We start from the raw sequence: 15532 nt of genomic DNA, 5'->3' as shown, positions 1-15532 counted from the left end.
CCTCCCTGGCCGCCGTCCACACCCAGCGCCGGGCGATGGAAGCCCAGATCAACACCCTGCTGGAGGCCCACCCTCTTTCCCCGGTCCTGACGTCGATGCCCGGCGTCGGCGTCAGGACCGCCGCCGTCCTGCTGGTCACCGTCGGTGACGGCACCAGCTTCCCCACCGCCGCCCACCTCGCCTCCTACGCCGGACTTGCCCCCACCACGAAGTCGTCGGGAACCTCGATCCACGGTGAACACGCACCCCGAGGCGGCAACCGGCAGCTCAAACGGGCCATGTTCCTGTCCGCCTTCGCCTGCATGAACGCCGACCCGGCCTCCCGCGCCTACTACGACAAGCAACGCGCCCGCGGCAAGACCCACACCCAGGCCCTCCTCCGCCTCGCCCGCCAACGGATCAGCGTCCTGTTCGCCATGCTCCGCGACGGCACCTTCTACGAACCCCGCACCCCCAAGGACGTCGAGCTCGCCGCATAACCCCAGCGACCCCGAACCACCCCAAACCCGACAGGGGTGCCTTGACGCAGGACATAGAGGCACCCCCCACGAACGGCCCCCAAAACCTGGCCCCTTCACCCGCGCCCCACCACCCACAACACGCCCTCACACCCAACGCGCCCACCAACCGCGGGCGCCCTTCCAGCCACCGGCCCCGCCACCCACAAACGCCCTACCACCCACCCCCAGCCACCGGGCGTCTTATCCGGCCACCATGCTCCTTTCAACCACCGATGCCTGTCCGACCACCGGGCTTCCAGCCACCGGCAGTTGCTCCGGTCGCCCACGAGCCGCTAGCGCTCCCCGTACAACTCCGTATACGACGGCCACGCCCCGCCCGGCCCCTCCACCGATCGCGCGGCGCGCACCGCGCGCACGATGGCGCGGGTGACCACATCCGCCCCCGCCGCAAGGACGTCGTTCAGCGCGAGCGGGTGCTCGCTGCCGAGCGGGTGCGCCCCCGTGGCCAGCGCGAACACCGTGTCCCCGTCGTGAAGCAGGTGCACCGGCCGCACGGCGCGCGCAATCCCGTCGTGCGCCGTGCCCGCCAGCTTCTGCGCCTGCGCCTTCGACAGGTCCGCGTCGGTGGCGACCACAGCGAGCGTGGTGTTCAACGGCGGAGCCGCGTTCTGCGCGGCGCAGGCGGAGAGGCGCCGGCGCGCGGCCTCGTGCACAGGCTCTTCGGGGTAGTTGACGCGCCCCTGGAACAACTCCCCGTACAACACGCCCGTCTCGGGGTCCATCACGGCGCCCGCCGCGTTGGCCACCACCAGTGCGGCCACCGTGACCCCGGAGCCGAGCACGGCGCTCGCGGTGCCGATCCCGCCCTTCAGCAGCCCGGCGACGGCGCCCGTCCCGGCGCCAACGCACCCCTCCGGTACGGGCGCGCCCGGCTCGCTCGCCGCGGCCGCCTCCACCGCGGCCCGACCCGTGGCCGCGTCCGGCCGCGCGCGGAAGTCGCCCCCGCGCCCCAGGTCGAAGACGCACGCGGCCGGTACCACGGGTACGACATGCGAGGGTTCCGGACCGACGCGCACTCCCCGCCCCCGCTCCTCCAGCCAGGCCATCACGCCGGAGGCCGCGTCGAGCCCGTAGGCGCTGCCGCCGGTCAGCACGATCGCCTCGGCCCGCTGCACCAGGTTGCGTGGGTCGAGCGCGTCGGTCTCCTTCGTGCCGGGGCCGCCCCCGCGCACATCCACGGCGGCGACCGCCCCGCCTTCCGGTGCGAGGACCACGGTGGTGCCGGTGAGCCACCCGTCGCCGGTCCGCGTCGCGTGGCCGACCCGCACGCCGGTGACATCTGTCAAAGCGTCGACTGTCATGGAAGTCAGTCTTGCCCAGTGCGCGCCATGCGCGCCGTCAGCGTTGTCCCGGTCGCCACGGCCAGCGCCGACACCAGGCCGGCCGCGAGCACCGCCCAGTCGGCCAGGAAGGTGCAGCAGATCACCAGCAGCGCGGTGACAGGCAGGACCAGCTGCTGGGCGATGCCCACCTTGAAGTGGCGGGAGTGCAGGGCCCAGACGGTGATCAGGTAGAGCGCGGTCGGCAGCGTCACCGCGGCCGACGCGGCGAGCGTGGAGATATGCGCCTCGCCGATCGCCTGCTCGACGGCGACCTCCAGGCCCGCGCCGATCGCGGCCGCCGACGCGAAGATCAGGTAGTGGCCGTAGCCCCACCGGAACGACTCCTTGTTGGACCGCAGATGTCCGTGGATGGGTACCACGAAGTAGATCCACCAGGCGGCGAACACGATCAGCAGCCCGCCCATGGCGATGGGCAGCAGCTCGGTCAGCGCGTCGTGTTCGTCGACCGCCGACTTCACGGCGACCGTGGCGGCGGCGATGGTCTCGCCGAGCACGATGATCGTGAACAGGCCGTAGCGCTCGGCGATGTGGTGCGGGTGCCAGGACGTCTGGAAGTCCTTCTCCGCGAACACCGGCACCGCGAGCTCCGCGATCGCCATCACCAGGAACACCCACGGCCGTGACGGCTCCGGCAGGACCACCAGCCCCACCCAGCCGATCTGGCACAGCAGCACACCGAAGGCGTATCGCAACGCCATGGTCCTCTCGGGGCGCTCGGCCGATCGCCCCGCGCGCAGCCACTGCGCGATCAACGCCATGCGCATGATCGCGTAGCCGAGCCAGACGAGCAGGAAGTCGTGCTCGTCGAAGGCCCGGGAGACACCTGCCGCCAGCACCAGTACGCCGGCGATCTGTACCAGGGTGACGACCCGGTAGAGGGCGTCGTCGTTGTCGTACGCCGAGGCGAACCAGGTGAAGTTCATCCAGGCCCACCAGATGGCGAAGAACACCATCGCGTAGTTGAGGATGCCCTCGCCCGCGTGTCCCTCGGCGACAGCGTGCACGAGCGAGATGCCCGCCTGGGCGATGGCGACGACGAAGCACAGATCGAAGAAGAGCTCGAGCGGTGTGGCCGATCGGTGCGCCTCCTCGCGGCCGCGCGCGGTGAGCCTGCGCAGGGGCCGTGCCCGATCGACCGCGGAGGGGGGCGAGTGTGGCGAAGGTGCACCGGTCGTCATGGTCTCAGCACAACAGATAACCGCCGAAAAATCTTGTGAAGGCTTTCACAAGTCGGGAAAGGTCCAAAGTCCTTGAAGAAACCCCAGGTCAGCTGGGCTGCACCCGGAATGCGGCACCCGCCGCTGGGACCTTCGGGCAGCAATCGGGGACCAACGCGGCGCCCACCCACGTCCCCACCGCAGTGGAATAGACCTGTATTGGAGAAGCGATGCGGAAGGTGCGGGCCATGACTGCCACTCCTGCGGAAACCACGACCGTCACTCCTGCCGAGCAGACGGCGCACGAGACGTCGGCACCGGCGGATGAGGCATGGGCCGGCTTCCGCGGCGGCCTGTGGCGCGACACCATCGACGTCCGCGACTTCGTCCAGCGCAACTACGCCCCCTTCGAGGGCGACGGCTCCTTCCTCGCCGGCCCCACCGAGCGCACCACCAAGGTCTGGAACAAGCTCCTCGCGATGTTCCCCACCGAGATCGAGCGCGGCATCTACGACGTCGACACCGCGACCCCGTCGCGCATCGACGCCTTCGCCCCCGGCTACATCGACCGCGACCTCGACCTGATCGTCGGCCTGCAGACCGACGCCCCGCTCAAGCGCGCCATCATGCCCAACGGCGGCTGGCGCATGGTCGAGGGCGCCCTCCGGGCGTACGGGTACGAACCCGACCCGGCGGTCCGGGAGATCTACACCAAGCTCCGCAAGACCCACAACGACGGGGTCTTCGACGCCTACACCCCCGAGATCCGCGCCTGCCGCTCCTCCGGCATCATCACCGGCCTGCCCGACGCCTACGGCCGCGGCCGCATCATCGGCGACTACCGCCGCGTGGCCCTCTACGGCGTGGACCGGCTCATCGCTGCCAAGCGAGCGGATAAATTCGCAGTCGAATGCCTCTGGCCGAGTGTGGAGGTAATGCAGGAACTCGAGGAAACCGCTGAGCAGATCCGGGCCCTCGTCGAGCTCAAGGCCATGGCCCTCTCCTACGGCTACGACATCTCCGGCCCCGCCCGCACCGGCCGTGAGGCCGTCCAGTGGCTCTACTTCGCCTACCTCGCCGCCGTCAAGGAGCAGAACGGCGCCGCCATGTCGATCGGCCGCATCGACGCCTTCCTCGACATCTACCTCCAGCGGGACATCGAGCGGGGGCTGCTCACCGAGTCCGAGGCCCAGGAGCTCATCGACGACTTCGTCATCAAGCTGCGGATCGTGCGCTTCCTGCGCACCCCCGAGTACAACGAGCTCTACTCCGGCGACCCCACCTGGGTCACCTGGTCCATGGCCGGGATCGGCGAGGACGGGCGCCCGCTGGTCACCCGCACCACCTTCCGCGCCCTGAACACCCTCTACAACCTCGGCCCCGCCCCCGAGCCCAACCTCACCGTCTTCTGGTCGCCGCGCCTGCCCGAGGGCTTCAAGACGTACGCGGCGAAGGTCGCCATCGACACCAGCGCCCTGCAGTTCGAGTCCGACGAGCTCATGCGGCCCAAGTACGGGGACGACACCGCCATCGCCTGCTGCGTCTCCGCGATGGCCATGGGCCGGCAGATGCAGTTCTTCGGCGCCCGCGTCAACGTGGCCAAGGCGCTGCTGTACGCCATCAACGGCGGCCGCGACGAGGTCTCCGGCAAGACGGTCGTCGAGGGCTTCGAGCCGATCACCGACGAGTACCTCGACTACGACACCGTCCGTGAGCGCTACGACGCCATGCTCGGCTGGCTCGCCAAGACGTACGTCCACGCGCTCAACGTCATCCACTACATGCACGACAAGTACGCCTACGAGCGTCTGGAGATGGCCCTGCACGACCGGGCGATCCTGCGCACCATGGCGTGCGGCATCGCCGGCCTGTCGGTCGCCGCCGACTCGCTGTCCGCCATCAAGCACGCGCGCGTGAAGGTCGTCCGCGACGAGACGGGCCTCGCCGTCGACTACGTCGTCGAGGGCGACTACCCGGCGTACGGCAACAACGACGACCGGGCCGACGACCTCGCCCGCTGGATCATGCACGACTTCATGGCGAAGATCCGGAAGCACCCGACGTACCGCGACGCGGTGCACACCCAGTCGGTTCTGACGATCACGTCGAACGTCGTCTACGGCAAGAAGACCGGCAACACGCCCGACGGCCGCCGAGCGGGCACCCCCTTCGCACCCGGCGCCAACCCCATGAACGGCCGCGACGAGCACGGGTACATCGCCTCGGCGCTGTCCGTCGCCAAGCTGCCGTACGACGACGCGGAGGACGGCATCTCGCTGACCAACACCATCACCCCGGACGCCCTGGGACGCACCCCCGAGGAGCGCGTCACCAACCTCTCCGGTGTCCTGGACGGCTACATGGCCAGCGACGGCTTCCACATGAACGTCAACGTCCTGGACAAGGCAACCCTCGAGGACGCGATGGAGCACCCCGAGAAGTACCCCCAGCTGACCATCCGGGTCTCCGGCTACGCGGTCAACTTCATCCGCCTCACCCGCGAACAGCAACTGGACGTCATCAACCGCACCTTCCACGGTGCGCTCTAGAGGAGCAGGGCGATGACCACGCTTCTTCCGCCCGCGCCGGCGACCCCGGCGCGGGCGGGACACCCCGCCTCCAGGGCGGCCACCCCGGCCGTGGCGGTGACCCGCCGCCCGGCCGTGGGGTCGGTCCACTCGTGGGACCTGTCGACCGGCGTCGACGGACCGGGCACCCGCTTCGTCACCTTCCTGTCCGGCTGCCCGCTGACCTGCCTGTACTGCCACAACCCCGACACCTGGCGGATGCGCGACGGCAAGCGCACCACCGCCGACGAGGTGGTCAGCGAGGCCGGCAAGTACACCCGGTTCATCGCCGCGGCCGGCGGCGGCGCCACCGTCAGCGGGGGAGAGCCGCTGCTGCAGCCGGTCTTCACCGGCGAACTGCTCAACCGCTTCAAGCACGAACTCGGCCTGCACACCGCCCTGGACACCTCGGGCTTCCTCGGCGTCCGCGCCACCGACGCGCTGCTGCGGGACACCGACCTGGTCCTGCTCGACATCAAGTCCTGGGACCGCGACACGTACCGCAAGGTCACCGGCCGCCCCCTGCGGCCCACCCTCGACTTCGCGCACCGGCTGGCCGACCTCGGCAAGGAGGTCCACGTCCGATTCGTGCTCGTCCCCGGCCTCACCGACGCTCCCGACAACGTCGAGGGAGTCGCCGCCTTCGCCGCCTCGCTCGGCAACGTCACCCGGGTCGACGTCCTGCCCTTCCACAAACTCGGTGAGGCCAAGTGGCAGGCGCTCGGTCGGCCGTTCACCCTGCACGACACCCCCTGCCCCACCCCGGAGCAGACCGCCCGCGCCCGGGACATTTTCAGCGCTCACGGCCTGTACGCGGTCTGAGGAGCCCTCCCCGTACCCTGGAGACATGAGCAGCCCCTCCGCTCCCGAGCCGCGCGAGCCGAAGCCCGCGCTGATCTTCGACGACCCGCTGGACCAGCAGTCCTCGGACGACACGGACCGCGGCTGGGGTGAGCGGCCGGCCACCGGCGACGCGGCGGCCGACCTGAAGCGCTTCCTCGACGAGAAGCCGCCCCACCACCTCTGAGCCCGACGGACCCGGCCGGCCAGCGCGCGCAGCGCCTCGGCGAGCCCGGCTACGACCCGCTGCGCTGCGAGCCGCGCTGCGCGACCAACGCGTCGCGGATCTCCTTCAGCACCTCCAACTCGGTCACCTCGATGACCTCGACGGTGCCCTCCCGCGCCTTCCTTCGGGCTTCCTGCCGCGCCAGGTACCTGGACATCGGCAGGACCATCAGGAAGTACACGACCGCCGCCGTGATCACGAAGCTGAGCGTCGCCCCCAGGACCGACCCCCAGAGGATCATCACGCCGCTCGTCACCGTGCCGTCCGCCGCCTTGACGCAGGGGCCCTTCAGGCACGAGCTGTAGCTGTCGAGGTTCTGCGTCCCGATCGCCCCGACCACCGGGTTGATGACACCCTTCACCACCGAGTTCACGATGTTCGTGAAGGCGGCGCCGATGACCACCGCGACTGCCAGATCGACGACGTTCCCGCGCATCAGGAAGGCTTTGAAGCCCTGCAGGGCGCCGGGGCCCTTCTTCTCGCTCACCTCGGTGACTCTCCTCGTATTCACAGGTTGTGGAACAAACAGCTCCGCAACCTACGTCAGAGGCGGGCCGACGTGTCCAGTTCGGCGGCTCGAGGCAAGGGCTTGACAGCAGGCCGTGCAGAAGCCGGACCACGAAGCTCACCACAGTGTCACCGCCAGCCGTGCCGTCGCGCTTGCGCCCGCGAGACGCGCCGCGGTGGACCGGGGCACCGACAGAACGACCAGCGCACCGGCGTCGACCGGACCGTCGACGCCTTCGGCCGGCTCCGGCACCTTGGCCACCAGCGCGCCCCGCGCGACCACCTCGGCGTCCGCGCCCGTGGCCGTCTGCTCGGCGGCGATGACGTCGACCCGGTCCCCGGGCCGCAGCAGCCGCACCGTCTCGGCGTCGGCGATCCGCACCGGTGCCGACACCGTCTCGGCGGTCCGGCGCGGACGCGCCGGCTCGCGCTCAGGCGACCGGGAATGGACGCGCGGGCTGTCCCCGGGATGACCGCGCGCCCGGTCGATCCCGTCACCGGGGCCCGCGGCGACCAGCGCGGCAGCGGCGACGGCGAGGCCGAGCGCGAGGGCCCGCCTACGGGACCGTACGAGCCGCTGCAGCTGATACCGCCCACCGCGCACCCGCACGGGAGCGAAGTGAGGCACCTCACACGTGGGAGGTGCGTCCCCGCCCGGCTGATGCGGTGTGCTGGGGGAGGGCGGGGAGCCGGACGAGAAGGCCGGCGAAGGGGGAGGCACGAACATGGGTCACCACCTGCGACGAGGGATCGGCTTGCAGGGCCCACGATGAGCCCTCGCACCGCCGCTCGCCGGAGCCGGTGCACAACCGACGGGTTGTGGACAACCCCCTCACCCGAACGAGACGTTCCACCCCGAAACCCTCCGCTACGGCAGCTGGAACCCAGGATCCATCCCACCCAGCGCGCTCACGCACAGGCAGTCCCGCTCCTCGGTCGCGGGCAGCCCGGCCACCGCGTCGAACAGCACGCCCCGCATCCGGTCCACGTTTGCCGCGAACACCCGCAGCACCTCGTCGTGCGAGACCCCCTCACCGGTCTCGGCGCCCGCGTCCAGGTCCGTGACCAGGGTCAACGACGTGTAGCACAGCTCAAGTTCACGAGCGAGCGCCGCCTCGGGGTGGCCGGTCATGCCCACCACGGACCAGCCCTGCGCCTGGTGCCACAACGATTCCGCACGTGTCGAGAACCGCGGCCCCTCGACCACGACCAGGGTCCCGCCGTCGACCGGCTCCCAGTCCCGCCCGCGCGCCGCCTTCAGAGCCACCGCGCGCCCGGCAGGGCAGTACGGGTCGGCCAGCGACACGTGCACCACGTTCGGCACGTTCCCGTCGGGCAGCGGCAGCCCGTCGAAGTAGGAGTTCGCCCGTGCCTTCGTACGGTCGACCAGTTGGTCGGGCACGAGGAGCGTGCCAGGCCCGTACTCCGGGCGCAGACCGCCCACCGCGCACGGGCCCAGGACCTGGCGCACGCCCACCGAACGCAGCGCCCACAGATTGGCCCGGTAGTTGATCCGGTGCGGCGGCAGATGATGGCCGCGCCCGTGCCGGGGCAGGAAGGCAACCCGCCGCCCGGCGATCTCGCCGAGGAAGAGGGAGTCGCTGGGGGCCCCGTACGGGGTGTCCACCTGTACCTCGGTCACGTCCTCGAGGAACGAGTAGAAGCCGGAGCCGCCGATTACACCGATCTCTGCGTTCGCCATGACCAGCACACTAGCTGGCGAGCACGAGGCGTTGGGCTCGTCCCTCCGAACGTGAGTTCCCGTCCGGACATGCCCGGGGCCCCGCTGTCGCGCACGACAGCGGGGCCCCGGGAGCAGGCTTTACGCGGCGGAGGTGCTGGACGTCGACGTCTTCGAGTCCGAGGAGGACGAAGAAGACGAGGCGGACGAAGAGGAAGAGGTCGAGGAGGACGTCGGCGACTTCGACGACGCCGGCGAGCTGCTCGACGAGGAGCCGCGGCTGTCGTTGCGGTAGAAGCCGGAGCCCTTGAAGACGATGCCGACCGCGGAGAACACCTTCTTCAGGCGCCCACTGCAGCTGGGGCACTCGGTCAGGGCGTCGTCGGTGAACTTCTGCACCGCCTCGAGGCCCTCGCCGCACTCGGTGCACTGGTACTGGTAGGTGGGCACTGTCTTCCTCCTGGCACTCTCACTCGATGAGTGCTAACGACGGTCCATAGTGACGCATTCCCGGGGATCAGTCCACTGCCACCGGCACGCGGTGACCGACGCCACGTGCGACGGTGCGGCCCCGAGGACGTGCCACGAGGCGCGAACGCAGCGCCAGAAGCGTCGCCAGGGCGAGCACCGTGCCGCCCATCGGCACCAGGAAACCGGCGCCGTCCCAGAAGCGGTCCTCCAACTGTCCGGCGACGGTGACGGCGGCCGCCTGGCCCAGCGCCACCGCGCCCGTCAGCCAGGTGAACGCCTCGGTGCGCGCCCCGGCCGGGACCAGACCCTCGACCAGCGTGTACCCGGTGATCAGCGCTGGCGCGATACACATGCCGACGAGAAGGCCGAGGCCGGCCAGCAGGAGCACCGAGTGCGCGGCCCACAAGCCGGACGCGGCCAGCGCCAGCGCGGCGTAACCGATGACGAGGCGGCGCTGCGGGGCGGCCTTCCAGGCGATCGCGCCGCACACGATGCCGGAGAGCATGTTGCCCGCGGCGAAGACGCCGTACAGGACGCCGTTCAGGCCGGGCTCGCCGATCGACTCGGTGAACGCCGCCAGCGACACCTGCATGCCGCCGAAGACGGAGCCGATGCCCAGGAAGGTCACGATCAGCACGCGCACGCCGGGGACGCGCAGCGCGGAGGTCTGCTCCACGCGCGCGTGCCCGGCCGCGGAGACCTGCGGCTGGGTGCTCTTCTGCGCGGCGAACAGCAGGCCGCCGAGCAGGGTGAGCGATGCTTCCGTCACCAGGCCGGCCGCCGGGTTCACGGTGGTGCACAGCGCGGTGGCGAGCAGCGGGCCGACGACGAAGGTCAACTCGTCCGTGACGGACTCGAAGGCCGCCGCGGTGGTCATCAGGGGCGAGCCCTTCAGCTTCACGCCCCAGCGGGCCCGCACCATAGGCCCGACCTGCGGGACGGAGGCGCCCGTGGGCACGGCCGCCGCGAACAGCGCCCACAGAGGCGCGTGCGCCAGCGCGAGCGCCGTCAGAGTGAGACCCGCCAGCGCGTGCACGAGCACGCCGGGGACCAGGACGGCGCGCTGGCCGTAGCGGTCGGCCAGGCGCCCGCTGTACGGCGCGAACAGCGCCATGGAGACGCCGGTGACAGCCGCCACGGCGCCCGCCGCGCCGTACGAGCCGGTGGTGTGCTGCACGAGCAGCACGATGGAGAGGGTGAGCATCGCGAACGGCTGGCGCGCAGCGAAGCCGGGCAGCAGGAACGTCCATGCGCCGCGGGTGCGCAGCAGTTGCCCGTATCCCGGGCGGGAGGATGCCGACGAGCCCTTCGACGGCTTGGAGGTGACCGTGGATGCCACGGCCCGTGCCTTTCTGCCACCTGGTAGCGCGGCTCCTCCAGATAGGGGGCCGGCGCCGAGAGCTGTCCTCTTGCGCGTACTGCGGTAGATACCGGCGTCCCCTGCGGGGAGCGTCCCGGCCGCCATACGGTCGCGCCAGCTCTGCGTCAGGCAGAGTTGGTTCGATCAAGGTGCGCCTTCATGGTACAGGGATCGCTGCTGGTCACGCCTGTGAAACTGAGCACCATAAAGGCGCGCGCCTCCGATTGGAGGGGGTGTGAACGGTACGAAACACGCCCTTAACGCGCACCGTTGCCGCTGGTGCCCAGCCAGCCGGCCAGCTTGCCGCCGCGCGCGACAGCGCGCAGCCGCCGCTCGGCCGCGTCCCGCACCGGGTCGGTGGCCACGACGAGCAGCTCGTCACCGCGGCGCAGCACTGTCGTGGGAAGCGGGACGAACGACGTCCCGTCGCGCACGACGAGCGTGACCGCGGCGCCGGTCGGCAGCCGCAGCTCGTTGACCTCGACGCCGTGCATCTTGGAGTCCTGGGGGATCGCGACGGACAGCAGGTGTCCGCGCAGTCGCTCCAGGGGCGCCGACTCGATGCCGAGGTCGGTGGCCTCCGACTCCTCGCCCAGCCGCAGCGTCCGGGCGAGCCAGGGCAGCGTCGGCCCTTGGACGAGCGTGTAGACGACGACCAGGATGAAGACGATGTTGAAGATGCGGCGGCTTCCCTCGACACCGTTCACCATGGGGATCGTCGCCAGGATGATGGGCACGGCGCCGCGCAGCCCCGCCCAGGACATCAGCGCCTGCTCCCGCCAGGGCACGCGGAAGGGCATCAGGCACAGCAGCACGCTCAGAGGGCGGGCCATCATCGTCAGCACCAGGCCGATCAGGAGCGCCGGCCACACGTCCCCGACCAGCTCGTGGGGGGTCACCAGGAGGCCGAGCAGGACGAACATGCCGATCTGGGCGATCCAGCCGAGCCCGTCGGCGAAGCCGCGCGTGGCGGGCCAGTGCGGCAGCTTCGCGTTGCCCATGACCATCGACGCGAGGTAGACGGCGAGGAATCCGCTGCCGTGCGCCAGGGCGCCCGCCGCGTACGCCGTGATCGCGATCGCCATGACGGCGATCGGATACAGGCCGGAGGCGGGCAGCGCCACATGCCTCAGCCCCAAGGAGCCCGCCCAGCCGATGGCGAGGCCGATGGCCGCGCCGATGACCAGCTCCAGGGCTATCTCGCCGAGCAGCGCGTACCAGTGATCCACGGGTCCGGCCGCGGAGAAGGCGACGACCAGGATGACCACCGGGGCGTCGTTGAAGCCGGACTCCGCCTCCAGCGTGCCCGTCACGCGCGCGGGGAGGGGGATTTTCCGCAGCACGGAGAAGACCGCCGCCGCGTCCGTCGACGACACCACCGCACCGACGATGAGCGCCTGCCGCCACTCCAGACCGACCAGGTGGTGCGCGGCGGTCGCCGTGACGCCGACACTCACCGCGACCCCCGCCAGCGCCAGCGCGGAGGCGGCGGGCAGGGCCGGCCGGATCTCCTTCCACTTCGTGCCGAGGCCGCCCTCGGCCAGGATCACGACCAGGGCCGCGTATCCGATGACCTGGGTGAGTGCGGCGTTGTCGAAGTGGATGTCGCCGAGGCCGTCCTGGCCCATGAGGACGCCGATGCCCAGGTAGACGAGCAGGCTGGGGAGCCCGCTGCGCGAGGAGATCCGGACCGCTGCGACGGCGACGAGCAGGACGAGCGAGCAGACGAGCAGGAGCTGGTTGAGGTGGTGGACAGTCAGCGGCGGTTCCCTTCCCTGGCGCACGGGCCTCGCGCGCGGGCGCGCACCACATGCGGACACGACGGCCGGGCGCGCCCCGGACAACTACTTCGTTACCTTACCTAACTCTTGACGCTTTCTTGACGCTCGCCGAGGCAAGATCGAACGTCCTTGCGTGCTGGTTCCCGACTCCGAGTCAAGTGGCGCCGAGCCCTGCGCCTATGGTTGCTCCATCACTCCAGGACCGCCTGCCGCTCGCGTTAGGACAGCAAGGACAGCGATGCCCCCCAACACCACCGCCACAACGGGTGACAAGCCCGGCAAGTCCGGCAGGAAGAAGGGGCGCAAAGCCCGTCTTATCGTGCTCGTACTGGTGCTGGCCCTCATCGGAAGCATCGCTTTCGGCGCCTACTGGTCCGTCAGTACCGTCCGCGCATCCTTCCCGCAGACCACGGGATCGATCACGCTCCGGGGCCTGTCCGGCCCTGTCGACGTGAAGCGGGACGGCTACGGCATCCCGCAGATCTACGCTTCCTCGGACGAGGACCTGTTCATGGCGCAGGGCTATGTCCAGGCGCAGGACCGGTTCTACGAGATGGACGTGCGCCGGCACATGACGTCCGGGCGCCTGTCGGAGATGTTCGGCGAGAGCCAGGTCGAGAACGACGAGTTCCTGCGCACCCTCGGCTGGGAGCGGATCGCCAAGGAGGAGTACGACAAGGTCCTGTCGGCCACCACCAAGAAATACCTCCAGGCGTACGCCAAGGGAGTCAACGCCTACCTCGAGGGCAGGGACGGCAAGGACATCTCGCTGGAGTACGCGGCCCTCGGCTTCACCAACGACTACAAGCCGGCGCAGTGGACCCCGGTCGACTCCGTCTCCTGGTTGAAGGCGATGGCCTGGGACCTGCGCGGCAACATGCAGGACGAGATCGACCGCGCCCTGATGACCAGCAGGCTCGGCCCGCAGCAGATCGCCGACCTGTACCCGGAGTACCCGTACAGCCGCAACCAGGCGATCGTCCAGGAGGGCCAGTACGACGAGCTGACCGAGACCTTCGAGGCGGGCAGCGGGTCGAGCGGCTCCGACGGCTCCTCCACGGGCTCGGGGACGAGCGGCACGGGCCTGTCCACGGGCACGGAGGGTTCGGCCCTCCAGAGCCAGCTCGCGGGCCTCTACGACGTCCTGGACAGCCTGCCCACCGCCGTCGGCGTGAACGGCAACGGCATCGGCTCCAACTCGTGGGTCATCGGGGGGCAGCACACGATCACCGGCAAGCCGCTGCTGGCCAACGACCCGCACCTGTCGCCCGCGCTGCCGTCCGTCTGGTACCAGATGGGCCTGCACTGCCGCACGGTCTCCGGCAAGTGCCAGTACGACGTCGCCGGATACACCTTCGCCGGCGTGCCCGGTGTGATCATCGGCCACAACCAGAAGATCTCCTGGGGCATGACCAACTCCGGTGTCGACGTGACCGACCTCTACCTGGAGAAGCTCACCGGCGACGGCTACCAGTACAACGACAAGGTCAAGCCGTTCACCACGCGCGAGGAGACCATCAAGGTCGCAGGCGGCTCGTCGAAGAAGATCGTCGTCCGGCAGACCGAGGACGGGATGCCCCTGCTGTCCGACCGCAGCGACCAACTCGTCGACGTCGGCAAGAGGGCCACCGTCGACACCGCCGCACCCGACCGCGGCGACGGCTATGGCGTCGCCCTGCGCTGGACCGCCCTCGAACCGGGCACCACCATGGACGCCGTCTTCGCGATGGACAAGGCGGCCGGCTGGGAGGACTTCCGCGCGGCGGCCAAGCTGTTCGACGTCCCCTCGCAGAACCTGATCTACGCCGACACCGACAACCACATCGGCTACACCCTGCCGGGGAAGATCCCCACGCGCGCGAAGGGCCACGACGGCTCCGTCCCGGCTCCGGGCTGGGACTCCAAGTACAAGTGGACCGGCTACATCAAGTTCGACGAACTGCCCTACGAACACGACCCGGAACGCGGCTACATCGTGACCGCGAACCAGGCCGTCGTGGACAAGGACGAGTACCCCTACACGCTCACCACGGACTGGGGCTACGGCGCCCGCAGCCAGCGCATCACCGACCTGATCAAGCAGAAGATCAAGGGCGGCGGCAAGGTCTCCACCGACGACATGCGCCAGATGCAGCTGGACAACAGCAGCGAGATGGCCAAGCTGCTGGTGCCCAGGCTGCTGGACATCGACCTCGGCGACCCGGACGTCCGGGAGGCCCAGAAGCTGCTGCAGGGATGGGACTACACCCAGGACGCCGACTCGGCGGCCGCCGCCTACTTCAACGCCGTCTGGCGCAACATCCTCAAGCTCGCCTTCGGCCACAAGCTCCCCAAGGAACTGCGCGTCGAGGAGCAGTGCCTGTGGGTCGACCCGGTCAACACCACCGGCCCGGTCGACGACACCCAGAAGGTGCGCGAGTGCGGCCAGCGCGACGCCGAGCACGCCCAGCCGGACGGCGGCGACCGCTGGTTCGAGGTCGTCCGCAACCTCATGGAGAAGCCGGACAGCGAGTGGTGGACGACCCCCAAGTCGGGCACCCGTCCCAAGGCGGCCAACCGCGACCAGCTCTTCGAGCGCGCCATGATCGACGCCCGCTGGGAACTGACCGCCAAGCTCGGCAAGGACATCGACACCTGGAGCTGGGGCCGGCTGCACCGCCTGTTCCTGAAGAACCAGACCCTCGGCACCAGCGGACCCGGCTTCGTCCAGTACGTCCTCAACCGCGGCCCCTGGAAGCTCAGCGGCGGCGAGGCGGCGGTCAACGCGACCGGCTGGAACGCCGCGAGCGGCTATGACGTCATCTGGGTGCCCTCGATGCGGATGGTCGTCAACCTCGACGACTTCGACAAGTCCAAGTGGATCAACCTCACGGGCGCCTCGGGACACGCCTACAGCGCCCACTACACCGACCAGACGAGCAAGTGGGCCAAGGGCGAGCTGCTCGACTGGTCCTTCACGCAGAAGTCGGTCGACGAGAACACCAGCGACACCCTCACGCTCAAGCCATGAGTCGGCGCAGCGCATAGCGAAGGGGCCTCCACACGCGCGTGGAGGCCCCTTCGGACTTTACGGCATTT

Annotated in this window: 13 protein-coding genes; 5 read left to right on the top strand and 8 right to left on the bottom strand. The window is 70.0% G+C overall.

Annotation, left to right across the window (positions count from 1 at the left end; genetic code table 11):
* A partial coding sequence (locus ACH5AC_RS26155) for a transposase (protein WP_398864607.1) occupies positions 1-479 on the top strand: 479 nt, incomplete at its 5' end.
* A gap of 314 nt (positions 480-793) precedes the next feature.
* On the opposite strand, the gene ACH5AC_RS26150 is transcribed toward ACH5AC_RS26155, so the two are convergent.
* Positions 794-1822 (bottom strand): P1 family peptidase, encoded by a 1029-nt coding sequence (locus tag ACH5AC_RS26150; protein ID WP_398864606.1) that lies wholly within the window; start codon positions 1820-1822, stop codon positions 794-796.
* 5 nt (positions 1823-1827) lie between these two features.
* Complete coding sequence (locus ACH5AC_RS26145; protein WP_398864605.1) at positions 1828-3042, bottom strand: low temperature requirement protein A; 1215 nt, start codon at positions 3040-3042, stop codon at positions 1828-1830.
* A gap of 227 nt (positions 3043-3269) precedes the next feature.
* Here ACH5AC_RS26145 and pflB point away from each other — a divergent pair, with 227 nt between their 5' ends.
* Genes pflB through ACH5AC_RS26130 form a run of 3 tightly spaced genes read left to right on the top strand, consistent with a single transcriptional unit; the run spans position 3270 to position 6615 of the window.
* The gene (gene pflB / locus ACH5AC_RS26140; RefSeq protein WP_398864604.1) at positions 3270-5570 is read left to right on the top strand and encodes a formate C-acetyltransferase; all 2301 of its coding nucleotides are present in this window, start codon (positions 3270-3272) and stop codon (positions 5568-5570) included.
* 12 nt (positions 5571-5582) lie between these two features.
* Positions 5583-6410, top strand: coding sequence for a pyruvate formate-lyase-activating protein (pflA, locus tag ACH5AC_RS26135; RefSeq protein ID WP_398864603.1), 828 nt, complete (start codon positions 5583-5585; stop codon positions 6408-6410).
* 25 nt (positions 6411-6435) lie between these two features.
* Positions 6436-6615 carry a hypothetical protein gene (locus tag ACH5AC_RS26130; RefSeq protein ID WP_398864602.1) on the top strand — a complete coding sequence of 60 codons (180 nt, stop codon included), beginning with the start codon at positions 6436-6438 and terminating at the stop codon, positions 6613-6615.
* Positions 6616-6664: 49 nt separating this feature from the next.
* On the opposite strand, the gene mscL is transcribed toward ACH5AC_RS26130, so the two are convergent.
* From mscL to ACH5AC_RS26100, 6 genes are all read right to left on the bottom strand, one after another.
* Entirely contained in the window at positions 6665-7141 is a 477-nt protein-coding gene (mscL, locus tag ACH5AC_RS26125) for a large conductance mechanosensitive channel protein MscL (RefSeq protein ID WP_398864601.1), read from the bottom strand.
* A 138-nt stretch (positions 7142-7279) separates the two neighbouring features.
* The gene (locus ACH5AC_RS26120) at positions 7280-7888 is read right to left on the bottom strand and encodes a hypothetical protein (protein WP_398864600.1); all 609 of its coding nucleotides are present in this window, start codon (positions 7886-7888) and stop codon (positions 7280-7282) included.
* Between the two features lie 141 nt (positions 7889-8029).
* The gene (locus ACH5AC_RS26115; protein WP_398864599.1) at positions 8030-8863 is read right to left on the bottom strand and encodes an S-methyl-5'-thioadenosine phosphorylase; all 834 of its coding nucleotides are present in this window, start codon (positions 8861-8863) and stop codon (positions 8030-8032) included.
* 120 nt (positions 8864-8983) lie between these two features.
* On the bottom strand, positions 8984-9292 hold the full coding sequence (locus tag ACH5AC_RS26110; RefSeq protein WP_398864598.1) for an FmdB family zinc ribbon protein: 309 nt from the start codon (positions 9290-9292) through the stop codon (positions 8984-8986).
* 67 nt (positions 9293-9359) lie between these two features.
* A complete protein-coding gene (locus ACH5AC_RS26105) occupies positions 9360-10652 on the bottom strand; it encodes an MFS transporter (protein ID WP_398864597.1) in 1293 nt (430 codons plus the stop codon).
* A gap of 278 nt (positions 10653-10930) precedes the next feature.
* A complete protein-coding gene (locus tag ACH5AC_RS26100) occupies positions 10931-12457 on the bottom strand; it encodes a potassium/proton antiporter (RefSeq protein ID WP_398864596.1) in 1527 nt (508 codons plus the stop codon).
* Positions 12458-12692: 235 nt separating this feature from the next.
* Here ACH5AC_RS26100 and ACH5AC_RS26095 point away from each other — a divergent pair, with 235 nt between their 5' ends.
* A complete protein-coding gene (locus ACH5AC_RS26095) occupies positions 12693-15464 on the top strand; it encodes a penicillin acylase family protein (RefSeq protein WP_398864595.1) in 2772 nt (923 codons plus the stop codon).
* Positions 15465-15532 lie beyond the last annotated feature (68 nt).

Source organism: Streptomyces sp. NPDC018693 (genome assembly GCF_044391385.1).
Taxonomy (GTDB): Bacteria; Actinomycetota; Actinomycetes; order Streptomycetales; family Streptomycetaceae; genus Streptomyces.
The sequence above is the reverse complement of the archived record's forward strand: the minus strand, read 5'-3'. Positions and strand labels throughout refer to the sequence as shown.